Origin of the sequence: Rosenbergiella gaditana, from assembly GCF_018494065.1 — a bacterium.
Taxonomy (GTDB): domain Bacteria; phylum Pseudomonadota; class Gammaproteobacteria; order Enterobacterales; family Enterobacteriaceae; genus Rosenbergiella; species Rosenbergiella gaditana.
The window spans coordinates 12,194-35,719 of the sequence record NZ_JABBFR010000005.1; the positions used below are offsets into that span (position 1 = coordinate 12,194).

The 23,526-nt window shown below is 47.6% G+C and carries 23 protein-coding genes and 1 pseudogene; 19 read left to right on the top strand and 5 right to left on the bottom strand.

From position 1 onward, the window contains the following. Position 1: 1 nt before the first annotated feature. From rseC to acpS, 8 genes are all read left to right on the top strand, one after another. Positions 2-484, top strand: coding sequence for a SoxR-reducing system protein RseC (rseC, locus tag HH682_RS04940; RefSeq protein ID WP_214236504.1), 483 nt, complete (start codon positions 2-4; stop codon positions 482-484). Positions 485-726: 242 nt separating this feature from the next. After that, positions 727-2,520, top strand: coding sequence for a translation elongation factor 4 (lepA, locus tag HH682_RS04945; RefSeq protein ID WP_214236650.1), 1,794 nt, complete (start codon positions 727-729; stop codon positions 2,518-2,520). A gap of 16 nt (positions 2,521-2,536) precedes the next feature. Beyond that, positions 2,537-3,508, top strand: coding sequence for a signal peptidase I (gene lepB / locus HH682_RS04950; protein ID WP_214236505.1), 972 nt, complete (start codon positions 2,537-2,539; stop codon positions 3,506-3,508). 122 nt (positions 3,509-3,630) lie between these two features. Beyond that, on the top strand, positions 3,631-4,311 hold the full coding sequence (rnc, locus tag HH682_RS04955; protein WP_214236506.1) for a ribonuclease III: 681 nt from the start codon (positions 3,631-3,633) through the stop codon (positions 4,309-4,311). After that, positions 4,308-5,213 carry a GTPase Era gene (gene era / locus HH682_RS04960; RefSeq protein ID WP_214236507.1) on the top strand — a complete coding sequence of 302 codons (906 nt, stop codon included), beginning with the start codon at positions 4,308-4,310 and terminating at the stop codon, positions 5,211-5,213. Before rnc ends, era begins: the two co-directional genes overlap by 4 nt. Before the next feature lie 3 nt (positions 5,214-5,216). Continuing rightward, a complete protein-coding gene (gene recO / locus HH682_RS04965) occupies positions 5,217-5,939 on the top strand; it encodes a DNA repair protein RecO (protein ID WP_214236508.1) in 723 nt (240 codons plus the stop codon). Positions 5,940-5,983: 44 nt separating this feature from the next. Continuing rightward, positions 5,984-6,715, top strand: coding sequence for a pyridoxine 5'-phosphate synthase (pdxJ, locus tag HH682_RS04970; RefSeq protein WP_214236509.1), 732 nt, complete (start codon positions 5,984-5,986; stop codon positions 6,713-6,715). After that, positions 6,715-7,095 (top strand): holo-ACP synthase, encoded by a 381-nt coding sequence (acpS, locus tag HH682_RS04975; RefSeq protein ID WP_214236510.1) that lies wholly within the window; start codon positions 6,715-6,717, stop codon positions 7,093-7,095. Before pdxJ ends, acpS begins: the two co-directional genes overlap by 1 nt. Here the strand turns inward: acpS and HH682_RS04980 are convergent. Together HH682_RS04980 and HH682_RS04985 are read right to left on the bottom strand one after the other, a co-directional pair. Then, on the bottom strand, positions 7,092-7,361 hold the full coding sequence (locus HH682_RS04980; RefSeq protein ID WP_214236511.1) for a YfhL family 4Fe-4S dicluster ferredoxin: 270 nt from the start codon (positions 7,359-7,361) through the stop codon (positions 7,092-7,094). The two genes, acpS and HH682_RS04980, sit on opposite strands and share 4 nt — an antisense overlap. Before the next feature lie 323 nt (positions 7,362-7,684). Next, positions 7,685-8,121, bottom strand: a pseudogene (locus HH682_RS04985) (DNA polymerase I); the annotation flags it as partial. Positions 8,122-8,184: 63 nt separating this feature from the next. On the opposite strand from HH682_RS04985, the gene HH682_RS04990 reads away from it, so the two are divergent. Continuing rightward, entirely contained in the window at positions 8,185-8,757 is a 573-nt protein-coding gene (locus HH682_RS04990) for a type IV secretion protein Rhs (protein ID WP_214236513.1), read from the top strand. Between the two features lie 4 nt (positions 8,758-8,761). After that, the gene (locus tag HH682_RS04995; protein ID WP_214236514.1) at positions 8,762-9,055 is read left to right on the top strand and encodes a hypothetical protein; all 294 of its coding nucleotides are present in this window, start codon (positions 8,762-8,764) and stop codon (positions 9,053-9,055) included. Between the two features lie 37 nt (positions 9,056-9,092). Here the strand turns inward: HH682_RS04995 and HH682_RS05000 are convergent, their stop codons facing one another. After that, positions 9,093-9,503 (bottom strand): DUF2303 family protein, encoded by a 411-nt coding sequence (locus HH682_RS05000; protein ID WP_250318570.1) that lies wholly within the window; start codon positions 9,501-9,503, stop codon positions 9,093-9,095. Positions 9,504-9,559: 56 nt separating this feature from the next. Between HH682_RS05000 and HH682_RS05005 the strand changes: the two genes are divergently transcribed. From HH682_RS05005 to tadA, 3 genes are all read left to right on the top strand, one after another. Next, complete coding sequence (locus HH682_RS05005) at positions 9,560-9,892, top strand: hypothetical protein (protein WP_214236515.1); 333 nt, start codon at positions 9,560-9,562, stop codon at positions 9,890-9,892. A gap of 164 nt (positions 9,893-10,056) precedes the next feature. Next, positions 10,057-10,956 (top strand): TIGR01777 family oxidoreductase, encoded by a 900-nt coding sequence (locus HH682_RS05010; RefSeq protein ID WP_214236516.1) that lies wholly within the window; start codon positions 10,057-10,059, stop codon positions 10,954-10,956. Positions 10,957-11,468: 512 nt separating this feature from the next. After that, the gene (gene tadA, locus HH682_RS05015) at positions 11,469-11,981 is read left to right on the top strand and encodes a tRNA adenosine(34) deaminase TadA (protein ID WP_338049312.1); all 513 of its coding nucleotides are present in this window, start codon (positions 11,469-11,471) and stop codon (positions 11,979-11,981) included. Here tadA and mltF read toward each other — a convergent pair. Next, positions 11,978-13,429 (bottom strand): membrane-bound lytic murein transglycosylase MltF, encoded by a 1,452-nt coding sequence (mltF, locus tag HH682_RS05020; RefSeq protein ID WP_214236517.1) that lies wholly within the window; start codon positions 13,427-13,429, stop codon positions 11,978-11,980. The genes tadA and mltF overlap by 4 nt on opposite strands. 270 nt (positions 13,430-13,699) lie before the next feature. On the opposite strand from mltF, the gene purL reads away from it, so the two are divergent. From purL to glyA, 3 genes are all read left to right on the top strand, one after another. After that, positions 13,700-17,590: a phosphoribosylformylglycinamidine synthase gene (gene purL, locus HH682_RS05025; RefSeq protein ID WP_214236518.1), complete on the top strand. Its 3,891-nt coding sequence runs from the start codon at positions 13,700-13,702 to the stop codon at positions 17,588-17,590. 317 nt (positions 17,591-17,907) lie between these two features. Then, positions 17,908-18,246, top strand: a complete 339-nt coding sequence (gene glnB, locus HH682_RS05030) for a nitrogen regulatory protein P-II (RefSeq protein ID WP_048912462.1) — start codon at positions 17,908-17,910, stop codon at positions 18,244-18,246. A gap of 348 nt (positions 18,247-18,594) precedes the next feature. Beyond that, positions 18,595-19,848, top strand: a complete 1,254-nt coding sequence (glyA, locus tag HH682_RS05035) for a serine hydroxymethyltransferase (RefSeq protein WP_214236519.1) — start codon at positions 18,595-18,597, stop codon at positions 19,846-19,848. A gap of 63 nt (positions 19,849-19,911) precedes the next feature. On the opposite strand, the gene suhB is transcribed toward glyA, so the two are convergent. Continuing rightward, the gene (gene suhB / locus HH682_RS05040) at positions 19,912-20,715 is read right to left on the bottom strand and encodes an inositol-1-monophosphatase (RefSeq protein ID WP_214236520.1); all 804 of its coding nucleotides are present in this window, start codon (positions 20,713-20,715) and stop codon (positions 19,912-19,914) included. A gap of 123 nt (positions 20,716-20,838) precedes the next feature. Here suhB and trmJ point away from each other — a divergent pair, with 123 nt between their 5' ends. From trmJ to HH682_RS05055, 3 genes are all read left to right on the top strand, one after another. Continuing rightward, a complete protein-coding gene (gene trmJ / locus HH682_RS05045; protein WP_214236521.1) occupies positions 20,839-21,573 on the top strand; it encodes a tRNA (cytosine(32)/uridine(32)-2'-O)-methyltransferase TrmJ in 735 nt (244 codons plus the stop codon). 140 nt (positions 21,574-21,713) lie between these two features. Further along, a complete protein-coding gene (gene iscR / locus HH682_RS05050) occupies positions 21,714-22,223 on the top strand; it encodes a Fe-S cluster assembly transcriptional regulator IscR (RefSeq protein ID WP_214236522.1) in 510 nt (169 codons plus the stop codon). 75 nt (positions 22,224-22,298) lie between these two features. Further along, positions 22,299-23,513 carry an IscS subfamily cysteine desulfurase gene (locus HH682_RS05055; RefSeq protein WP_214236523.1) on the top strand — a complete coding sequence of 405 codons (1,215 nt, stop codon included), beginning with the start codon at positions 22,299-22,301 and terminating at the stop codon, positions 23,511-23,513. Positions 23,514-23,526: the final 13 nt, after the last annotated feature.

Below are 23,526 nucleotides of genomic sequence, written 5' to 3' on the forward strand. Positions count from 1 at the left end.
AATGATGAGAGAATGGGCGACGGTCGTGTCATGGGACCGAGGTGTAGCGACCCTGCATACTGAGGCGAAAACAACTTGTAATAGTTGTTCTGCGCGTAAAGGATGCGGTAGCCAGATGCTGAATAAACTGGGTCCTAAAAACGCGCATGTCATGCAAGTGAATAGCGATAAACCTTTGCAGCCTGGTCAACGTATTGAATTGGGCATTAAAGAAAGCAGTCTACTGAGCTCCGCGCTGATGGTATATATTACTCCATTAGTAGGGCTATTTATCGGTGCGGGTCTATTACATTATTGGTTCAATACCGATCTAGCCAGTGCGGGTGGGGCCTTAATTGGTGGAGTAGGGGGCTTTTTTATTGCTAAGCTTTTATCGAAGACAATGGGTGAAAAGCTCTCGTTCCAACCGGTAATATTAACGGTTGCCTTAGGTCCAGACCAATTACGCGTTGACTCGGTTCATCCCTCTCATTCATCGCTATAATCTGTTTTAGGCTATCGAGTAGGCCGTATTTAGTCATTCAGCGGTTTACTCAATATACCGCCTTAGCAATTCTTTCAATAAATTGTCTTAAAAAAAAACGGTCCAAGGCTGTTGATATGCTGACGTCTCTGTCACTGTCGTGTAATATGCTCCGCAGTAAAAAAGTGGGTACATGCATCATGGGTCCATTTATGTGTCCACCTGAATAAATTTTGCAGGAAACTATGAAAAAATCCCCGGAAATGAAGAATATAAGAAATTTCTCCATCATTGCGCATATTGACCATGGAAAATCCACATTATCTGATCGCCTAATCCAAACCTGTGGCGGCTTGAGTGACCGTGAAATGGCGGCCCAAGTTCTGGACTCTATGGACCTTGAACGTGAGCGTGGAATCACGATCAAAGCGCAAAGCGTGACACTTGATTATCACGCACAGAATGGTGAAATTTATCAACTTAACTTCATTGATACGCCGGGGCACGTTGACTTCTCCTATGAAGTATCACGTTCTCTTGCCGCTTGTGAAGGTGCGCTGCTGGTGGTCGATGCAGGTCAGGGCGTAGAAGCGCAAACCTTGGCCAACTGCTATACCGCGATGGAAATGGACTTAGAGGTTGTACCTGTCTTAAATAAAATTGACCTCCCTGCGGCGGATCCTGATCGCGTCTCGCAAGAGATCGAAGATATTGTCGGGATTGATGCGACGGATGCTGTAAGATGTTCGGCCAAGACGGGATTAGGCGTTCCTGAGGTGTTAGAGCGTCTCGTGCGTGACATTCCGCCACCAGAAGGGGATATTGATGCGCCTCTTCAGGCGCTGATTATCGACTCATGGTTTGATAATTACTTGGGTGTAGTCTCCTTAGTCCGTGTTAAAAATGGTGTCCTGCGTAAGGGTGATAAGATCAAAGTGATGAGCACCGGTCAAGTTTATAACGCTGACCGTCTCGGTATTTTTACCCCAAAACGCGTTGACCGTGATGAATTACGCAGTGGGGAAGTTGGCTGGTTAGTGTGTGCCATCAAAGACATCCTAGGTGCGCCAGTCGGGGATACTCTGACTGCGGCGAAGTACTCGGCTGATAAGCCGCTACCAGGGTTCAAAAAAGTTAAACCACAAGTCTATGCTGGATTATTCCCTGTAAGCTCTGACGATTACGAAAACTTCCGTGATGCGCTGGGCAAACTGAGTCTGAATGACGCCTCGTTGTTCTACGAGCCAGAGAGCTCAACAGCCTTAGGTTTCGGATTCCGCTGTGGCTTCCTTGGGCTATTACACATGGAGATCATCCAAGAGCGTTTAGAACGTGAATACGACTTGGATCTGATCACTACCGCGCCAACGGTTGTGTATGAAGTGATCACCACCAGTGGTGAAACGCTGTATGTTGACAGCCCAGCCAAACTGCCAGCATTGAATAACATCGAAGAGCTACGCGAGCCGATTGCAGAATGTCATATGCTGTTGCCGCAAGAATTCCTCGGTAATGTGATCACTCTGTGTGTTGAGAAACGTGGCGTACAAACCAACATGGTTTACCACGGTAATCAAGTCGCGTTGACCTACGATATTCCGATGGCCGAAGTCGTCTTAGACTTCTTTGACCGGATTAAATCGACATCCCGTGGTTATGCATCGCTTGATTATAATTTCAAGCGTTTCCAAACCTCTGACATGGTGCGTGTTGATGTGATGATTAACTCTGAACGTGTTGATGCGTTGGCGCTGATCACCCACCGCGATAACTCACAACCTCGTGGCCGTCAATTGGTTGAAAAGATGCAAGAGCTCATCCCGCGGCAACAATTTGATATTGCGATTCAAGCCGCCATAGGTAACCACATCATTGCTCGTTCAACAGTGAAACAATTACGTAAAAACGTATTGGCGAAGTGTTATGGTGGTGATGTGAGCCGTAAGAAGAAATTATTACAGAAACAAAAAGATGGTAAGAAGCGTATGAAACAAGTCGGCAACGTAGAGTTACCGCAAGAGGCGTTCTTAGCTATTCTGCATGTTGGTAAAGATTAATTAATAAGGATTGTTCATGGCAAATATGTTTGCATTGATTTTGGCAGTTGCGACGTTAATCACCGGTATTGTCTGGTGTCTAGACAAGTTTAAATGGGCACCAGCACGCCGTGCTAAGCGTCAACAGGCGCAAGATCACGCGAACACCACGTTAGATAAAGCCACTCTGGATACCGTAGCCCGTCAGCCAAGCTGGGTAGAGACGTCAGTATCGGTATTTCCAGTACTGGCTGTGGTGTTTATCGTGCGTTCATTTATCTATGAACCTTTCCAAATCCCTTCTGGATCGATGATGCCAACTTTACTGATTGGCGATTTTATCTTGGTGGAAAAGTTTGCCTACGGATTAAAAGATCCCATCACACAAACTACGCTTATTCCCACTGGGCATCCTAAGCGTGGTGATGTGGTCGTCTTTAAATATCCGAAAGATCCTTCCGTGGATTATATTAAGCGTGTGGTGGGTTTGCCGGGGGACAAAATCGTTTTTGATCCTGATAGCAAAACGGTGACCGTCACTCCTGGTTGTGGTGAGGGGCATTGCGAAAATCCTGTCGCCATTACTTACTCTTCAATGGAAAAAAGTGACTTTCTACAAACCTTTAGCGGTTTTGATGGAAATGAAGTGGGTAATGGCTTTTATCAAATCTCTAAAGCAGGTATGTTACCAGGTGGATTACAGCTGGGTGAGCGTCAAGAGACACTTGGAAATGTGACGCATAATATTTTACTGGTCAATCAAGCTCAGAGCCAAGTCGACGCTTACTACCAGCAAGACGGCCAACCTCAATCAACGTGGGTGGTACCGGCTGGAGAATATTTCATGATGGGTGACAATCGCGATAACAGCGCCGATAGCCGTTATTGGGGATTTGTTCCAGAAAAAAATCTGGTTGGAAAAGCGGTCGCCATCTGGATGAGTTTTGATAAACAAGAAGGTCAATGGCCAACAGGCGTAAGATTAAGTCGGATTGGTGGTATCCATTAATCGGGACCGAGTTCAGGGACGAACTCAACACATAATCATTTTCACTACTGCACATGAAACCGTGAGTTGATACAGCCCTGTTTCATGTGCAATTAACAGACGCAAAGAATAACTGGAACAGCATGAACCCCATTCTTATAAATAAGCTGCAGCGCAAATTAGGCTACACTTTTACTCATCCGGAACTTCTGCAACAAGCATTGACGCATCGCAGTGCCAGTAGTAAACATAACGAAAGATTAGAATTTCTTGGTGATTCGATCTTAAGTTATGTCATTGCTAATGCGCTTTACTGTCAATTCCCTCGTGTGGATGAAGGGGACATGAGCCGTATGCGTGCAACCTTGGTCAGGGGAAATACCCTAGCAGAGATGGCACGTGAGTTTGAACTGGGTGAGTGCTTGCGCTTAGGACCAGGTGAACTTAAGAGTGGTGGGTTTCGTCGTGAATCCATTTTAGCGGATACCGTTGAAGCGCTAATAGGCGGAATTTTTCTGGATAGCGATATTCAGCAGGTAGAAAAATTAATCCTCAATTGGTATCAATCGCGGCTTGAAGCAATCAGTCCAGGTGATAAGCAAAAAGATCCGAAAACGCGATTACAAGAGTACCTTCAAGGGCGTCATTTGCCGTTACCTGCATATTTAGTGGTGCAGGTAAGGGGAGAAGCCCATGACCAAGAATTTACGATTCACTGTCAAGTGAGTGGTATGAATGAAGCGGTGGTTGGCATTGGTTCTAGCCGCCGCAAAGCAGAACAGGCTGCTGCAGAGCAAGCACTGACTAAGTTAGGAATTGAATGAGCGAACAAGTAACTCATTGCGGTTTTATCGCAATTGTCGGCCGTCCGAACGTTGGCAAATCGACGCTATTGAACCAGTTGTTGGGGCAAAAAGTCTCGATTACTTCACGTAAACCGCAAACGACACGCCATCGCATCATGGGTATTGATACTCAGGGTGCTTATCAAGCCATTTATGTGGATACTCCGGGTCTGCATATCGAAGAGAAGCGAGCCATCAACCGTTTGATGAACCGTGCGGCGAGCAGCTCCATTGGTGATGTTGAGCTGATTGTCTTTGTGGTAGAAGGCACTCGTTGGACAGAAGACGATGAGATGGTGTTGAATAAATTAAAATCGGTCAAGGTACCGGTGATCTTAGCCATCAACAAAATCGATAATATTCAAGATAAAACGATCTTGTTACCGCACATCCAACAGATCAGCCAAAAGATGAATTTTGCTGATGTGGTACCCCTGTGTGCGGAAACAGGGCAGAGCGTTGATGCTATCGCGCGTATCGTTCACAACACCTTACCTGAAGCTGACCATCACTTCCCGGAAGATTATGTGACTGATCGTTCACAACGCTTTATGGCGTCAGAAATCATTCGCGAAAAATTGATGCGCTTCTTAGGGGCTGAACTGCCCTATTCGGTTACCGTTGAAATTGAGCGTTTTGTTACGAATGAACGAGGCGGCTATGATATAAATGGTCTGATTCTGGTTGAGCGTGAAGGCCAGAAGAAGATGGTAATTGGTAACAAAGGGGCCAAGATCAAAACCATTGGTATTGAAGCACGTCGCGATATGGAAGAGATGTTCGAATCCCGTGTTCACTTAGAACTGTGGGTGAAAGTGAAGTCTGGCTGGGCAGATGACGAACGTGCATTGCGTAGCCTAGGCTATACTGACGATCTTTGATAGATGGAAGGCTGGCAGCGCGTTTTTGTTTTGCATGCTCGCCCTTACAGCGAAACGAGCCTGCTGCTCGACATCTTTAGTGAAAGCGATGGACGAGTGACCGTACTGGCGAAAGGGGCTCGTTCACGCCGTTCCAACCTTAAAGGTGCGTTACAGCCCTTCACGCCACTCCTAATGCGTTGGGGTGGCAAAGGTGAGGTTAAAACCTTACGCAGCGCCGAACCTGTCTCAATGGGGCTACCGCTTAGCGGAACCTACCTCTACTGCGGACTTTACGTCAATGAACTATTGATGAGAGTTCTCGGGCAAGAAATTGGTTACTCAGCTCTCTTTTTTGATTACCTTCATTGCCTACAATCGCTTGCCGCCCTTGATACATCTGCTGAACCCGTACTTCGACGTTTCGAGTTTTCGTTACTCGCCCATTTGGGCTATGGCGTTGATTTTTTACATTGCGCCGGGAGCGGTGAGGAAGTCAGTGATGAGATGACCTACAACTACCGTCAAGAACGCGGCTTTATTGCGAGTGTTATGCCCACCGCCCTGACTTTTACGGGGCGGCAATTACGGGCATTTAATCAGCGAGAATTTCCAGAAATTGATACACTGCGAGCGGCGAAGCGATTTACCCGTATGGCGCTTAAGCCTTATTTAGGCGGACGCCCATTAAAAAGCCAAGCACTCTTTCGACAATTCCAGTTACCCGTTAGTAAACCGGAAGAGTGAACAACACAGTCCCTTATTTTTCGCGATTATCTAAGAGGTGTAGCATGGCGGAAGTTTATTTAGGCGTAAATATTGACCATATTGCCACGGTACGCAACGCACGAGGCACTCAGTACCCCGACCCGGTGCAGGCCGCTTTCGTTGCAGAACAAGCGGGTGCTGATGGAATTACCGTGCATTTACGCGAAGACCGCCGCCATATTACCGATCGGGATATTATGTTACTGCGACAGACTATCCAGACCCGTATGAACCTAGAGATGGCTGTCACTGAAGAGATGATTACTATTGCTTGCCAGACACGTCCGCATTTTTGTTGCCTTGTGCCAGAAAAACGCGAGGAAGTGACGACAGAAGGGGGCTTAGATGTTGCGGGACAACAAGCTAAAATGAACGAAGCCGTGGCGCGGTTACAGCACGCGGGGATCTTTGTCTCCCTATTTATCGACCCCGACTTTCAACAGATTGATGCAGCAGTTGCGGCAAAAGCGCCTTTTATTGAGATCCATACCGGTGCTTACGCGCAAGCGCAAGATCCTGAGGAAATAGTAAAAGAGCTGGAGCGTATCCGTACGGCGGTCAGTTATGCGGCATCAGAAGGGTTGAAAGTGAATGCTGGCCATGGTCTGACCTATCACAACGTTCAGGCCATTGCGGCGTTACCTGAAATTTATGAATTGAATATTGGTCACGCCATCATTGGCCGTGCGCTATTTAGCGGTCTTGGCGATGCGGTACGCGAAATGAAACAGTGTTTACAGGATGCACGACGTTAATGGCTATCGTGGGCCTGGGGACGGATATTGTTGAAATAGCGCGCATCGAACAGGTGATAGAACGTTCAGGTGACCGGTTAGCAAAACGTGTCTTAACTGACCATGAATGGCTGCAGTATCAACAGCATCATCAACCCGTTCGTTTTTTAGCGAAGCGTTTCGCAGTGAAAGAAGCGGCAGCTAAAGCCTTTGGTACCGGCATCCGTAATGGATTGGCGTTCAATCAATTCGAAGTGTTTAATAACCCGCTCGGCAAGCCTTGTTTGAGATTACTCGGACAAGCTCAGGCGCTTGCTGAACAGTTGGGGATCCAGCATCATCATGTGACGCTCGCCGATGAGCGTCGCTATGCCTGTGCAACGGTGATTTTCGAAAATTAATCGGCCGCCGTGAAAGGGGTGGGGTAAAGTTGTACGAACTTTTCCCATAATTGCTCGGGTGTCTCCTGCCACGCAGGATCTTGAATAATGGTATGCGTGATAGGGCAGACATTTTGACAGGTCGGTGCTTCATAGTGTCCGACGCATTCGGTACAGCGAGCCGGATCAATTTCATAAATCTTGGTGCCGAGCGCGATCGCCTGATTGGGGCACTCCGGTTCGCACATATCACAATTAATGCAACGTTCAGAAATTAATAAAGCCACTTCAATCACTTGCCTTTTTTATCTTTTATAATCAAATAATTATTTAGTGTTCTTATTCATTAACATGATTAACTACCTGTGGATTTTTACAGTATAAAAAACACTGATACACTCATTTGCGTAACACAAAACCGCAACACAGACCGAAAATCACCACCCTAAAAACCCTCATGTGCGAGCCTGGCTTACAATGAGACACGGGATAAGGAATTTCAATGCCACGCAATGTAACACAGAACCCCTAAAAGCCCAATAATGACGATTTTTTGAGCGCTTTAGGACACTGGGAGGGGGAAAGCCGCCGTACACAAGCTCACACATGCGAATCGCTGCCACTCGACAGGATGTGATTGGCAGTAGCGCGGCGTTTTAGGGCGAGGCTTACAGAAAAGTTGGATCAGTTGCTTACCGGCCTTATCCTGCGACACACTGAGAATGTCGCACAGATCGCCCAGAGAACCCGGCAGACCGTGTGCCAGCGCTCCACACCACCGACAGCGACACCCGGCATGGCGTGATTTAATACCGTGCGGTCAAAATGGCTATTATGGGCGTAAATCAGCACATCAGGATTTTTGAGCGCAAGTCGGAGTTCAAGAGGGATTTTTGTATTCGCGGTAACGTCCCATACCTGTACTGGCGCAGTATCGATAGCCCAGGAAAACAGCATTATTTCAACATCTTCGGCGTAAGCATGGGTTCGGTTTTTTATGGGCACTTCACTGAAAGTCTCGAGATCAAACCATAATATCTTGGACATAAAGTTGCCTTATGTTAAAGGGTTAACTTGAAATGAATAGACGTTATGTGGGAAGGAGTCCCTATGCTTAAAAGAGGTGGTTTGCGATTATTAACTTCGAGCGAAATTCGTCTGGCAACTGAGCTATACCGTAACAGCATCCAGTACAATCGGGTATGGATTCATCACGGTAGCTACTTGCCATTTGGTATGCAGGAAAATAACACTGCGATGACCCCGAACGGCGAGATATGGTTCGAAACTAACGTTTATCGTGATGATTATTCAAAGAATCTAGTAGATTCACAGCATTTGTTTATGCATAAAATGATGCATGTTTGGCAATATCAGCGCGGTATGAATGTCAAAATGCGTGGTTTAGTTTCTTGGGCGGTAAATTACCAATACGATCTTGATAGAAAAATGTTATCTAGTTATCCCATGGAGCAACAGGCGACTATTGTAGCGGATTATTGGTTACTTACCAGGTTCGGTTTTAGCGGTTTTAAACAAATAGTCAATTATGTAAATTACGATAAAACGGAGCCTAAAAGATCTTTGATTATAAAATATGAGAAGGTCCTGGGGGATTTCCTCTGTGATGAAATATGTATATTTATCGTTTATGCTTTTTTTTCTATCGGGTTGCGTTGGTGATAGGTTGGTTTTCCGTGATAAGGGTGATGCAGTTGTGCTTAAAAATTCTATTTGTATTGCGTCAGAATCCGGAGATGTTTTAGATTATTATATGCTAAGTTATTCTGTAAATAATTACCATCCACCATTAATTATGGAGGATGATATAGCTAAAAAATATCCCAATACCTGCATAAAGATAGAATTAGTAAATAATGCCGACTACGGATTGGTTTACACAATAAATGGAAGAAACTATCGATTTGAATTTAATATCGATGTTAACGGAAAAATAACAAATACCTACAGTAAGTCGTAAAAGGCACCCGGCATTTCGCCGGGTGGAGTATTGTCGTTTAGGCTTGCGCATCGTAGACGGTTGCTTCGGTCACACCGGCTTTAACGCTCTCAACGACAGAGTTAAAGGCATCTTCGATCACGCGCTCCGGGTTGATGAGCTTGAAGGTAAATGCCAGCTTACCTTCGCGCAGGCGGTAACGCAGACTGGCCTGCACCTCATACGATTCACGGTTATGGAACGGTGCCAGCCCCAGCGTGATAACTTCCGGTACCTCAATGGTGCCTTTGTCGTTTTCATCGCTGTAGTTGAACTGAAACTCCCCGGTGGCCAGGCGGATTGCTGAACCAAACACCGCTTTGCGGATCACCTGGAATTTAGTCGCGATCTCCAGCAATTCCGCACCGGTTGGGGTAACGATGTCGCTAGCGCAGTCTTCCAGGAATTCAGCAAATTCCTCCTGCCCCATCGCTTTCACGTTCCCTTCTTATCTTAGTAATCGGCTGCCGTAGTCAGGGACTCCTCATGTGCGTCATATATCTGGACTCTCCACCGCCATTATGGTTGACCAAAAGCCAATTGGGAACAGACAGTCGTTCTACCGTCGGTACGGCAACCGATGTCTCGCCTCTACTTCGACTTACTTTTTCCCGAGTTGGATTGCCGAGTGCAGGATATTCTTCCGCTTTTTCGTTCAACGATTCCAGCGGAATGTGCCCAGAGAGCCAAGGGAGCGGCGAAGTCTTTGATATCGACGAAAGCGAGCTGATCGATATGCAAAAATCGATCGATGATGGCGCTTTTAACTTCCAAGCTTATCAAAAATCACTCAGCCTCTCGCGAGAATGCAACAGGTAGGCGCTGGCTACTGAACGATTGGAGGTGCAACGTCAACCCCAGCGGTTTGTTCTGCATATAATAATTCGCGAAAAATATGCCGGCTCTCGTGTTACCTCGCTGACATAGTCTATGCTGATTAGCAAAGTGTAGAGTCATATCAGCAAGCTAATTGGAGGCAGACTATGAAGATTTTGATCACCGGTGCCAGTGGGCTAATTGGGCAGCGTTTGACCGAGACGTTGCTGAGTCAGTTTCATCAAATCACTGCCTTGACGCGCACGCCGGAGCGTGCGGCCAAACTTCTCGGTCCTCAGGTGCAGCTGTGGAACACGCTTGCGGACAAGACGTCGCTAGACGGTTTTGACGCTGTCATCAATCTGGCTGGGGAGCCCATTGCCGACAAGCGTTGGACTAAAGATCAGAAACAGAAACTCTGTGACAGCCGCTGGCAGTTGACTGCACAGCTTGCTGCGCTAATTAAGGCCAGTGCTAACCCACCGTCGGTATTCATCTCGGGGTCTGCGGTGGGGTATTATGGTGACCAGGGGCAGGCGCTGGTTACCGAAGACCGCCTAGCGAAGAAAGAGTTTACCTGGCAGCTCTGTTCGCGCTGGGAAGCGCTGGCACTCGAGGCGAAAAGTGAGAAAACCCGTGTATGTCTGTTGCGTACTGGCGTGGTCCTTTCACGACAGGGCGGGGCGTTGTCGAAGATGGTAATGCCGTTTCGCGCCTGTCTCGGTGGACCCTTTGGCGATGGTCAGCAATATATGCCGTGGATACATATCGATGACATGCTGAATGCCATACAATTTTTACTTCACCAGAATACCTTAAACGGCCCTTTCAATATGGTCGCGCCGAATCCGGCTCGCAATGAACAATTCAGTACTCTACTGGCTAAGGTGTTACATCGCCCCTCTTTTATGCGTGTACCCGCTACTATGGTGCAATGGCTGATGGGCGAATCAGCAATATTAGTGTTAGGGGGTCAACAGGCTATTCCTCAACGGCTTATCGATGCGGGCTATAAGTTTCGCTATAACGAGCTAAAGCCTGCCCTCGAGGATGTATTAAAAAATTAGCACTATTATTGAGGTGATTTGTTCGAGGAATCAGCCAATCCGTCGTATAGCCGTTGAGACAGTATAGTGCTGACAGGAACAGCGATACCCACTGGTGGGAAGTGGGTGTTGCAATCGAGCCCCGTACACTCGACATCAAATAATTTGGCATCAAGATCCTTTGCTGAAAGCATTATTTTTAATAAAGGACAGCACTCCCATCTCTTTCATCTGCTTCATACGCAGTGCTCGGGTTCTATCGTATGGTTGTGAAATCGTGACACTGTCATCGCAATATCGAACCAAGGCCAAAGCCCGTTCAAATCGCTTAAGCTTTAGTTTTGCCCATCGTCTATCAATTATGCGCTTTCAGATATGTGATCGTTGATCTGTTCAAGTACTCTTTCCTAACCAGTCTTCATACACTAGCCCCTAACCTTAGGTTAGACGCCACACTGCATCAATAATCTCCCCCCAAAATAGTAAGCAATGCGTATAATACCTCGTTACTTACTGCTTTGAGGATCGCGACTGTGGACAATACTATTCCCCCTAATGATGACGAAAAATGGATGCGCCATGCGCTACAGCTCGCTCAACGCGCTTACACATTGGGTGAAGTCCCCGTCGGTGCGGTATTGGTCCATCACGATCAGGTTATCGGTGAAGGGTGGAATCTGCCTATCAACGACCACGACCCGACCGCACATGCGGAAATTATGGCAATCCGTCAAGGTGGACGAGTGTTAGAGAACTATCGTCTGTTGGATACGACGCTCTATGTCACCCTTGAACCTTGTGTGATGTGCGCAGGGGCCATGATTCATGGACGTATTGGTCGTATCGTCTATGGAGCAAGTGATGCGAAAACAGGCGCTGCGGGATCGTTGATCGACATATTACGCCATCCTGGGATGAATCATCAGCCGATCATTAGTGGGGGAGTGTTGGCAGAAGAGTGTGGCACGTTGCTCAGCGATTTTTTCAGGCAACGTCGGGCCGAAAAAAAAGCCGCGCGCCTTGCGGCACGGGCTCAAGAGAGTTAGTTCATCACTAATTGTGGCTCCACCGGAGTGATAGCAATACCACTTGGTGAGTGAGGCGAGTCAAGAGGCAGTTGTTCCATCTCTTGCAGATAGCCGACTAAACTCAAATTATATTTACGTACTTTTTCGACATAATTGTAAGCTTCTTGCCCACGTGCATAGCCGTATGTGGTTTGCGAGTAGTAGCGTTTTTTACTCAATAACGGTAAACGCACTTTTACATCGCTCCAGCTATTCGGATCCGCCCCTTGATTGACCGTCAATTGCCGTGCATCCATGAGATGCGCTAAGCCGATATTGTAAGCGGCTAGCGCAAACCACACCCGTTCATCTTTCGGGATGTCCGACGGCAGCCGTTGAATAAGTTGCTGTAGATATTCGCTACCCCCTCGGATACTCTCTTCGGTATCGAGGCGATTGTTCACATCTAAGCTACTGGCCGTGGTCTTGGTCAGCATCATTATCCCCCTCACCCCGGTGGGAGAGGTCGCATGGGGATCCCAATGAGACTCTTGCCAAGCCATCGCAGCCAATAACTGCCAATCAAAGTTCTGTGCATATTTTTTGAAAACCGGCTTAAGGGTTGGTAATCGAGTATCTACGGCTTGCAAGAAACTCCGGGTATCGACGTAGTCGAAATGTCCTGAATGCCCTAAATATTTTTCTTCTAAACGAGCTAATGTGCCTTGCTCATTGAGTTGACTGAAAAAATCCAACATTGCAGCATGCAGACTGTCACTCTTATTGCCTGCAATATACCAATTCACCGGTTGCTCTTGAGTGACCGTAAAGGCGACAGCAAGTTTGGGGTAAATCCGTTGCATCATTTCAACCGTCGCTGAGTCAGCGATGGTGTAATCAATTTTACCTTCTACTACCTCTCTTAAAATTTGCTGTGGACCAAGATGCTTTTCGGTTACCCACTGCAGATGAGGGTATCGATGAGTCTTCTCAGTCTCAAGCGTACTCGCAAACGTTGACCCATCAAGAATACTCAAGGTCCCCTGCAAGTCATTTAAGCTCTTCGGCCGTGGTTTATCGACGCGATAAACCAATTGTTGCGAGGTGCTGTAATAAGCCGGTCCAGCGACGTACTTTTGCGCGCGTTGTTCATCCCAGTTTAAGCCAGCGGCTAAAAGGTCTGAATGCTGCTCAGATAAGTCGTTAAACAAACTCTTAATATTAGGACGAACAGTGACTACTAACTTAACGCCTAAGTAATCTGCAAAGCGCTTAGCTAGCTCGTAGTCCATCCCCCGTGATTGATCTTTAACCTGTTGGTAGGTCAGCACCGAATTAAGGGTGCTGATACGCAACACTCCGCGCGATTGGATCTGCGCCAGAGAATCTTGTTTCCCAGTGTGCCAAGGTAATGCTGGCCATAAAGCTGATGCTAATAGTAAGGTGACAAGACCGATAAAGAAATAATTAAATTTTATACATTTCAAATAGTTATCTCTCGGTTCTGCTCGCGATTCCCCTGATGGTAGGGAGTGAATCTTATGATTTCTTAGCGCAAGACGGAGTGCATTCTGAGCAATTTAGCGCCAGAGAGCAACTTTTTAAGCAATAAATGTTCATGAAATAGGAGGGCGACTATTGTGATAAATTCCGCGCAAACGGTTTCGTAATGTGACGAGATTCATTATACTAGCGCCGTTTTCCCACTGTAGCGCCAGTGTATGTCAGCCAGACATACCGACGACGAGAGATGATTAATGATGGAAATTTTGCGTGGTTCGCCTGCCCTTTCTGCCTTTCGAATTAACAAGCTAGTCACCACCTTTCAAGAACTTCAGTTGCCTATCCGTTCACTGTATGCTGAATACGTGCACTTTGCTGATGTGACACAACCGTTAACCGATACGCAAACAACGCGATTAGAAAAATTATTACGCTATGGTCCCTCATTGGCCGAGCATACGCCGCAGGGGCAATTACTCTTAGTCACCCCACGTCCTGGCACCATCTCTCCATGGTCATCGAAAGCTACCGATATCGCACATAACTGCGAATTACCCATGGTGAAGCGTTTAGAACGCGGGTTAGCCTTCTATATTGATGCCCCTGAGCTGGATAAAAAACAGTTTGAGCAGGTCGCGGGCTTATTACACGATCGAATGATGGAAACGGTCTATACCGTTCTTTCTGACGCAGAGCAACTCTTTACTCAGCACACCCCGCACCCCCTTACCTCGATTGATATTCAGCAAGGCGGCCGCCAAGCCCTCTCTGAGGCTAATATCCGTCTTGGTCTAGCGCTTGCAGAAGATGAAATTGATTACCTACTCAACGCCTTTACGCAGCTGGGAAGAAATCCTAACGACGTTGAGTTATATATGTTTGCTCAAGCTAACTCTGAGCACTGCCGTCATAAAATTTTTAACGCGGATTGGGTCATTGATGGCGTAGAGCAGCCGAAATCGCTGTTTAAAATGATTAAAAATACCTTCGAAACGACCCCTGAACATGTATTATCAGCCTATAAAGACAACGCTGCAGTGATGGAAGGATCCGTAGCGGGGCGTTTCTATGCAGAAGCCGAAACGGGTCAATACGGTTTTCATCAACAACCTATTCATATCTTAATGAAGGTTGAGACCCACAACCACCCGACCGCTATTTCACCTTGGCCAGGTGCGGCGACAGGTTCTGGCGGTGAAATCCGCGACGAAGGCGCAACCGGTCGCGGAGCAAAACCGAAAGCCGGCCTTACGGGGTTCTCTGTATCGAACCTCCGTATTCCTGGCTTCGAACAGCCTTGGGAAGAGGATTTTGGTAAGCCGGATCGTATTGTGACCGCGCTGGATATTATGTTGGATGGCCCATTAGGCGGCGCGGCATTTAATAACGAATTTGGGCGTCCTGCGCTCAATGGCTACTTCCGGACTTATGAAGAGAAGGTGAGTAGTCACAATGGTGAAGAGATCCGCGGTTATCATAAACCCATTATGTTGGCAGGCGGGATCGGCAATATTCGTGACGATCATGTTCAAAAAGGTGAAATCACCGTTGGCGCGAAACTGATCGTACTCGGTGGCCCCTCCATGAACATCGGTCTTGGCGGTGGGGCGGCTTCGTCAATGGATTCTGGTCAGTCTGACGCGGACTTAGATTTTGCCTCAGTGCAACGCGATAACCCGGAAATGGAACGCCGCTGCCAAGAAGTGATTGACCGATGCTGGCAACGTGGGCAGGAAAATCCGATTCTCTTCATCCATGACGTCGGCGCGGGCGGTCTCTCCAACGCCATGCCTGAACTCGTTTCTGATGGTGGACGCGGTGGGCGCTTTGACCTACGTAAAATTTTGAATGACGAGCCGGGTATGACGCCGTTGGAGATTTGGTGTAATGAATCTCAAGAGCGTTATGTATTGGCGATCGATGCCGATAAATTAGCGGAATTTGATGCAATTTGTCAGCGTGAACGTGCGCCTTATGCGGTCATTGGTGAAGCGACAGAACAACAGCATCTAACCTTAGATGATCCACATTTTGCCAACCAGCCGATCGATATGCCACTGGATGTATTATTGGGCAAAACCCCGAAAATGACCCGTGATGTGCGTCGTCAACAAGCAAAAGGGGATGACTTTACTGCGCAGGGTATCGATCTTGCTGAAGCTGTTAAACGTGTGCTGCACCTCCCAGCTGTGGCTGAAAAAACTTTCTTAATTACGATTGGTGATCGCACTGTCACGGGTATGGTTGCGCGTGACCAGATGGTCGGACCTTGGCAAATTCCTGTTGCTAACTGTGCCGTGACCACGACAAGCTTGGACAGCTATACGGGTGAAGCATTTGCGATGGGCGAGCGTGCGCCGGTTGCGTTGCTCGACTATGCTGCATCCGCTCGCTTAGCCGTGGGGGAAGCCTTAACCAACTTAGCCGCGACCGCTATCGGCGATCTTAAGCAAATTAAACTCTCTGCAAACTGGATGGCAGCAGCGGGGCATCCTGGTGAAGATGCAGGATTATACGATGCCGTGAAAGCGGTCGGTGAAGAGCTGTGTCCTGCACTGGGGCTAACCATCCCAGTGGGTAAAGACTCTATGTCGATGAAAACACGCTGGCAGGAGCAGGGCGAAGACCGTGAGGTCATCTCACCGATGTCTTTAGCGATCACCGCTTTTGCTCGGGTGGAAGATGTACGTTTGACGGTAACACCGGAATTAAAATCTGATCGAGACAATCTACTGCTATTGGTCGATTTAGGTCAGGGACAACAAGCCCTCGGTGCAACAGCGCTCGCACAAGTCTATCGTAAGTTGGGTCAACAGTCTGCAGATGTGCGTGATACAGAAAAACTTCGTGGTTTCTTTAACGCCATTCAACAGCTAGTGAGTGATCGCAAACTGCTGGCTTATCACGATCGCTCTGACGGTGGGTTGTTAGTTACGCTGGCGGAAATGGCATTTGCCGGTCACTGTGCCATTGATGCGGATATCAGTGCTCTTGGTTCTGAGTCTATTGCCGCTTTATTCAATGAAGAACTGGGTGCGGTATTACAAATTGCTCGTGACGATCTCCAGACCGTCCAAACGGTCTTCGCACACTATGGTTTGGACGAAGATCTGAAGGTTATCGGAAAAGCGAGCCCAGGCAATCACTTTACACTGGTTGCAGCGGGGCAAACGGTCTATTCAGAACAACGCTCGCAACTGCGCGAATGGTGGGCGGAAACGACCTGGCAAATGCAACGTCTGCGTGATAACCCTGCTTGTGCGGATGAAGAACATCAAGCGAAACTGGATGAGCGTGACCCAGGGCTCAACGTTTCACTCAGTTTCGATCCGAGCGACGATGTCGCGGCGCCAATGATTGCCACGGGTGCACGACCAGTCCTTGCTGTGTTACGGGAGCAAGGGGTCAATTCACACGTTGAGATGGCTGCCGCGTTCCATCGTGCAGGGTTCGATACTCGCGACGTCCATATGAGCGACTTACTGGCAGGGCGCACAACTCTCGACGGATTCCATATGCTCGCGGCGTGTGGCGGCTTTTCCTATGGTGATGTTCTTGGGGCGGGTGAGGGCTGGGCGAAGTCCATCCTGTTTAATCCAAGAGTGCGTGATACCTTCGCGGAATTCTTCAATCGTGACCAAACATTGGCACTTGGCGTGTGTAATGGCTGTCAAATGGTGTCTAATTTACGTGAAATTATTCCAGGAAGTGAATTGTGGCCACGCTTTGTACGTAACCAATCAGAACGCTTCGAAGCGCGTTTTAGCCTAGTCGAAGTGGTCGAAAGCCCTTCACTGGTCTTAGAGGGTATGGTCGGTTCACGGATGCCAATCGCTGTTTCTCACGGCGAGGGCTTTGTTGAGGTACGTAACAGCGCGCACCTGCAACAACTGGAAAGCAGCAAGCTGACCGCCTTACGTTTTGTTAATAACCATGGCGAAGTGACCCAGCAGTATCCGGCTAACCCGAATGGCTCGCCGAACGGTATTACGGCTGTGACCAATACCTCTGGACGTGTCACCATCATGATGCCTCATCCAGAACGTGTTTTCCGCACAGTCAGTAACTCATGGCATCCGGAAAATTGGGGTGAAGACAGCCCTTGGATGCGTTTATTCAGAAATGCACGTAAACAATTAGGGTAGGTGTTATTCTGGAAAAATCTGAAAGCGTTGTCTGGCTATTCGCCCTGCAACGCTTTGTTGATATGATTCGCTGAATTCATTTACTGTTATGATGATATTATGATTCATAAATAAAAATGATGCTTTTAAGGTGCCTTCTGTCCTAGAGTTGATAACACGTTATCTTATCTGGACATCACATATGTGGGGCACCTTAATTTTCTTGTCCAGTGACTTCCCTGCGCAATTCAGCAATAATACCCATCTCTTACCCGCATAACGCACTAACCCTGTGAGCAGCCCTTGTTTGGCGACGCAACGGATAATAAGGTTTTGTCATGAAGAAAATAGAAGCGATCATTAAACCCTTCAAATTGGATGATGTCCGTGAATCTCTCGCAGAAGTTGGGATCACCGGAATGACCGTCACAGAAGTCAAAGGTTTCGGACGCCAGAAAGGGCATACAGAACTTTATCGTGGCGCGGAATATATGGTCGACTTTCTGCCTAAAGTGAAAATAGAAATCGTGATTGCCGATGATATGGTGGATACCTGCTTAGAGACCATCATGAAGACGGCACAGACCGGTAAAATCGGTGACGGTAAAATCTTTGTGGTGGATGTAGCGCGAGTGGTACGCATTCGTACCGGTGAAGAAGACGAAGACGCGATCTAATGCTTCCTTCTGGCTAAGCAGTACGCTTGAGTACAAGTTAGCTTTGCTCGTGCTGCTTTGCCTGTGCCATCCTTAACCTTGGCTAACCTAACCTAACCTAACCTGCTGAGGTCGATACGTGACTTTTCTTGCACCCGCTTTTAGTCGTTACTTCCTTGAAATCATCTCTGCCATCTTATCGCGCAGCATACCGTTGGCTGCAATTTAATCGACCAGCTTGAAAAGCCAAACGATTGCGTAAAAAGAGAGGCTTCTCTCTACCACCCAGCTTGAAAAGAGTTTACACTAACCGACATTACCCGTTGTGGGGGAATTTTGATGTTAAAAGCAAGCTGAGTGGAGATGGGAATGTTAAAGCGAGAAATGAACATAGCCGATTACGATGCGGCATTATGGCAGGCGATGGAGCAAGAGAAAGTGCGTCAGGAAGAGCATATTGAACTGATTGCTTCAGAAAACTACACCAGTCCACGTGTAATGGAAGCGCAAGGATCACAACTGACCAATAAGTATGCCGAAGGTTATCCGGGCAAACGTTATTATGGTGGTTGTGAATACGTTGATATCGTTGAACAACTTGCAATTGACCGTGCAAAAGCGCTTTTTGGTGCAGATTACGCGAATGTCCAGCCTCACTCAGGCTCTCAAGCTAACTTCGGCGTGTTTACCGCTCTGCTTAACCCAGGAGATACTATTCTTGGGATGAACCTAGCACACGGTGGCCACCTCACTCACGGTTCCCCGGTTAACCTGTCGGGTAAACTCTATAACGTCATTCCTTACGGCATCGATGAAAGCGGTAAGATTGATTATGACGAACTGGCGGCGCTCGCTCAGCAACACAAGCCTAAGATGATTATTGGCGGATTCTCTGCCTATTCGGGCGTCTGTGATTGGGCAAAAATGCGTGAAATCGCTGACAGCATCGGCGCATGGTTATTCGTCGATATGGCACACGTTGCAGGGTTAGTTGCGGCGGATGTCTATCCTAATCCATTACCCCATGCTCACGTGGTCACCACAACGACCCACAAAACCTTAGCTGGTCCCCGCGGTGGCCTGATCCTTGCTCAAGGTGGTGACGAAGATCTGTATAAGAAATTGAACTCTGCTGTATTCCCAGGTGGCCAAGGCGGCCCACTGATGCATGTTATCGCGGGTAAAGCTGTGGCCTTCAAAGAAGCGATGGAGCCAGAATTCAAAACTTACCAACAGCAAGTGGCGAAGAATGCTAAAGCGATGGTAGAAGTACTGCTTGAGCGCGGCTATAACATCGTCTCTGGCGGTACACACAACCATCTATTCTTATTGGACCTGGTTGAGAAGAATCTAACCGGTAAAGAAGCCGATGCCGCACTGGGCAGCGCGAATATTACTGTGAACAAAAACAGTGTACCGAACGATCCGAAAAGTCCTTTCGTTACCTCTGGTATCCGTATTGGAACGCCTGCGGTAACGCGTCGTGGCTTTAAAGAAGCCGAAGTCCGCGAGTTAGCAGGATGGATTGCCGATGTATTAGATAACATCAACGATGCGGCAACCATTGAGCGTGTGAAGGGCCAAGTGCTGGCACTTTGTGCGCGTTTCCCGGTTTATTCATAAAGTATTAATGTAATAAAAAAGCCGCGATAGTGACCTATCGCGGCTTTTCTTTATCAAGAAAACTTAGCGTTTTAACGCATCGCTAAGTTGGTCGCGCATTACCGACAACATGTCACGGACAACACGAGAGTTACCGGCAACAATATTACCTGATTGTAGATAACCATGACCACCAGTGAAATCTGTCACCAAGCTGCCTGCTTCGCGCACTAACAGTTCACCTGCCGCAAAATCCCAAGGCTTTAAGCCAATTTCAAAGTAGCCATCGGTACGACCTGCTGCGACATAGGCTAAGTCCAATGCCGCTGAACCGGTACGACGGAAATCTGCGCATTTGGTAAACAGTGCAGTAACAACGTTTAGATAACTGGCTGAGTGCTGCTTGGCTTTGAAAGGGAAACCTGTTGCGATAATAGTCCCTTCTAAATCGCGCGCAGTACTTCCACGTAAACGGTAACCATTGAGCTGAGCGCCTTGACCACGTACCGCGGTAAAGAGTTCGTTACGCATTGGATCATAGACGACCGCAACTTCAGTACGACCTTTAATACGAACGGCGATAGAGACAGAGAAGTGAGGGAAACGTTTAATAAAGTTACTGGTTCCATCCAGGGGATCGATAACCCATTGTATATCCTTATCTTCACCACCTAAATCTCCGCTCTCTTCCGTCACAATACTGTGTTGTGGATAAGATTTACGGATGACTTCGATAATTAAACGCTCGGCGTCACGGTCAACGTTGGTGACAAAATCGTTGGTACCTTTTTGATTTGTTTCTACTGCGTCAGGCGTTTCATAATTTTTGGCGATAAGATTGCCGGCCTTGCGCGCTGCGCGCACGGCGATGTTCAGCATCGGATGCATCGGTTATTCCCACTGGATGTTAAAGAACGAAAAATCGCGGGGAGTATAGCAGAAGGTTAAATAAAAGTCTCAGATTATGTTAATATCCTTTTATCATTTCTATTGGCGACATGAATCCTGCTTATGTTACAGAATATACGAATTGTCTTGGTCGAAACGTCACACACCGGGAATATGGGCTCAGTCGCCCGTGCCATGAAAACCATGGGACTTTCTAACCTCTATCTTGTTAACCCATTGCTAAAACCTGATTCGCAAGCGATCTCTCTCGCTGCTGGCGCCAGTGATTTAATCGGGGCGGCGACGATTGTCGACACCCTTGATGAAGCGATTTCAGGCTGTAGTCTAGTGGTCGGAACCAGCGCGCGTTCTCGTTCACTGCCTTGGCCAATGTTGGATGCACGTGAGTGCGGGATAAAAAGTGTAGAAGAAGGGCAGCAAGCGCCAGTCGCCTTGGTCTTTGGCCGTGAACGTGTCGGCTTAACCAACGATGAGCTACAAAAATGCCATTACCATGTTGCCATTCCGGCTAATCCAGATTACAGCTCGTTAAACTTAGCGATGGCCGTGCAAATTATCGCGTATGAAGTGCGCATGGCGTGGCTGGCGACTGAGCAATCTCCTGCATCAACGCAAAGTGAAGAGTCGCCTTACCCATTAGTGGATGATTTAGAGCGTTTCTATCAACATATGGAAGGCATGATGTTGGAAAGTGGTTTTATTCGTCAAGGCAATCCAAGCCAAGTGATGAGTAAACTTCGTCGTCTCTTTACTCGTGCTCGACCTGAACGCGATGAATTGAATATTCTACGTGGCATGCTCTCATCTTTTCAGAAGGGTGAAAAGTATAAAGGCTAAGGCTCATTGATACGCACACTCGGTTAAATACCTGAGTAATTTAGTCAGGTAAATAGTTGACCAAATCACTCGGGAATGTCAGACTGTCAGCATCAATTATTTAACATTCTGACAACTGTGAAAACCGAGGTCGTATCACAATGAGACTGACATCCAAAGGGCGTTACGCAGTCACCGCTATGTTAGACGTTGCGTTGCACTCACATGAAGGACCGGTACCGCTGGCGGATATTTCAGAGCGCCAAGGTATTTCGCTGTCGTACTTAGAGCAGTTGTTTTCGCGTCTTAGAAAACATGAGCTGGTGTCCAGTGTACGTGGACCGGGTGGTGGTTATCTTCTCGGTCTACAAGCCGCTAATATCTCGGTGGGCGCCGTCATTATGGCCGTTGATGAGTCGGTTGACGCAACTAAATGCCAAGGTAAAGAAGGGTGTCAAGGGGGGGATCGTTGTTTAACGCACGCTCTGTGGCGCGACTTGAGCGACAGAATTAGTGACTTCTTAAATAATATTTCGCTGGCGGAATTGGTTAACAACCAAGAAATTTTGGATGTTGCGGGTCGTCAAGCAACTGTCGATAATCGTCGATTTCAGCAATCTGGCCGCTTAGCCGAGAAAATCGATGTAAAGTTACGCGCAGTAGGCTCGTGACCTTTTAGCCTTTATCGACCGTAAACTTTTATAAAATATAACATGCAATGAAGTGATGTACGGAGCTTAAGAGCAATGAAATTACCAATTTATCTCGACTACTCAGCGACGACACCTGTTGATGCTCGCGTTGCTGAAAAAATGATGCAATGTATGACCCAAGATGGCAATTTTGGTAACCCCGCATCACGTTCACACCGTTTCGGTTGGCAGGCGGAAGAGGCGGTGGATATCGCTCGTAACCAAGTTGCTGAACTGATTGGTGCAGATCCGCGTGAAATTGTCTTCACCTCTGGCGCAACCGAATCTGACAACTTAGCGATCAAAGGTGCCGCAACCTTTTACCAGAAGAAAGGTAAGCACGTTATTACGGTGAAAACTGAGCATAAAGCGGTACTGGATACCTGCCGTCAGCTGGAGCGCGAAGGGTTTGAAATTACTTACCTCTCTCCGCAAGCTAATGGTCTTATCACATTAGAGCAGTTCACCGCCGCGCTACGCGATGACACGGTGCTGGCTTCTGTGATGCACGTAAACAACGAAATTGGTGTGGTACAAGATATCGCAGGCCTGGGTGAGATTTGCCGTGCGAAAGGTATTATCTTCCACGTTGATGCTACCCAAAGCGTGGGTAAATTGCCGATTGATCTCTCGACGCTTAAAGTTGATTTAATGTCTTTTTCAGCCCACAAAATCTATGGTCCTAAAGGGATTGGTGGCTTATACGTGCGTCGTAAACCGCGTATTCGTCTAGAAGCCCAAATCCATGGTGGTGGTCACGAGCGTGGCATGCGTTCAGGAACCTTGCCTGTTCACCAAATCGTGGGCATGGGCGAAGCGTACCGTATTGCGAAAGAAGAGATGAGCACCGAAATGGCTCGCCTCAGCAAACTGCGTAGCCGCCTGTGGGATGGCCTGAAAGATATGGAAGAAGTATATCTTAATGGTGATCTAGAAAATGGTGCCCCAAACATTCTTAATGTCAGCTTTAACTACGTTGAAGGCGAATCACTAATTATGGCGCTGAAAGATTTAGCCGTATCATCTGGTTCTGCCTGTACCTCTGCAAGCTTAGAACCTTCCTACGTGCTACGTGCATTAGGGATGAACGATGAACTGGCTCATAGCTCGATTCGTTTCTCTTTAGGGCGCTTTACTACCGAAGAAGAAGTCGATTACGCTATCGATTTATGCCACAAATCTATCGGTCGCCTCCGTGACTTATCTCCATTGTGGGAGATGTTCAAAGCCGGCGTAGATTTAAATAGCATCGAATGGGCGCACCACTAATTTTTAGATTTCA

Coding starts and splice junctions, on each gene's coding strand:
- rseC (WP_214236504.1), top strand. CDS start 2: ATGATGAGAGAATGGGCGACGGTCGTGTCATGGGACCGAGGTGTAGCG.
- HH682_RS04990 (WP_214236513.1), top strand. CDS start 8,185: ATGCTTAAAAGAGGTGGTTTGCGATTATTAACTTCGAGCGAAATTCGT.
- purL (WP_214236518.1), top strand. CDS start 13,700: ATGATGGAAATTTTGCGTGGTTCGCCTGCCCTTTCTGCCTTTCGAATT.
- recO (WP_214236508.1), top strand. CDS start 5,217: ATGGAAGGCTGGCAGCGCGTTTTTGTTTTGCATGCTCGCCCTTACAGC.
- rnc (WP_214236506.1), top strand. CDS start 3,631: ATGAACCCCATTCTTATAAATAAGCTGCAGCGCAAATTAGGCTACACT.
- HH682_RS05005 (WP_214236515.1), top strand. CDS start 9,560: ATGTGCGTCATATATCTGGACTCTCCACCGCCATTATGGTTGACCAAA.
- suhB (WP_214236520.1), bottom strand. CDS start 20,715: ATGCATCCGATGCTGAACATCGCCGTGCGCGCAGCGCGCAAGGCCGGC.
- glyA (WP_214236519.1), top strand. CDS start 18,595: ATGTTAAAGCGAGAAATGAACATAGCCGATTACGATGCGGCATTATGG.
- glnB (WP_048912462.1), top strand. CDS start 17,908: ATGAAGAAAATAGAAGCGATCATTAAACCCTTCAAATTGGATGATGTC.
- acpS (WP_214236510.1), top strand. CDS start 6,715: ATGGCTATCGTGGGCCTGGGGACGGATATTGTTGAAATAGCGCGCATC.
- HH682_RS05010 (WP_214236516.1), top strand. CDS start 10,057: ATGAAGATTTTGATCACCGGTGCCAGTGGGCTAATTGGGCAGCGTTTG.
- pdxJ (WP_214236509.1), top strand. CDS start 5,984: ATGGCGGAAGTTTATTTAGGCGTAAATATTGACCATATTGCCACGGTA.
- lepB (WP_214236505.1), top strand. CDS start 2,537: ATGGCAAATATGTTTGCATTGATTTTGGCAGTTGCGACGTTAATCACC.
- HH682_RS05000 (WP_250318570.1), bottom strand. CDS start 9,503: ATGGGGCAGGAGGAATTTGCTGAATTCCTGGAAGACTGCGCTAGCGAC.
- HH682_RS05055 (WP_214236523.1), top strand. CDS start 22,299: ATGAAATTACCAATTTATCTCGACTACTCAGCGACGACACCTGTTGAT.
- lepA (WP_214236650.1), top strand. CDS start 727: ATGAAGAATATAAGAAATTTCTCCATCATTGCGCATATTGACCATGGA.
- era (WP_214236507.1), top strand. CDS start 4,308: ATGAGCGAACAAGTAACTCATTGCGGTTTTATCGCAATTGTCGGCCGT.
- trmJ (WP_214236521.1), top strand. CDS start 20,839: ATGTTACAGAATATACGAATTGTCTTGGTCGAAACGTCACACACCGGG.
- iscR (WP_214236522.1), top strand. CDS start 21,714: ATGAGACTGACATCCAAAGGGCGTTACGCAGTCACCGCTATGTTAGAC.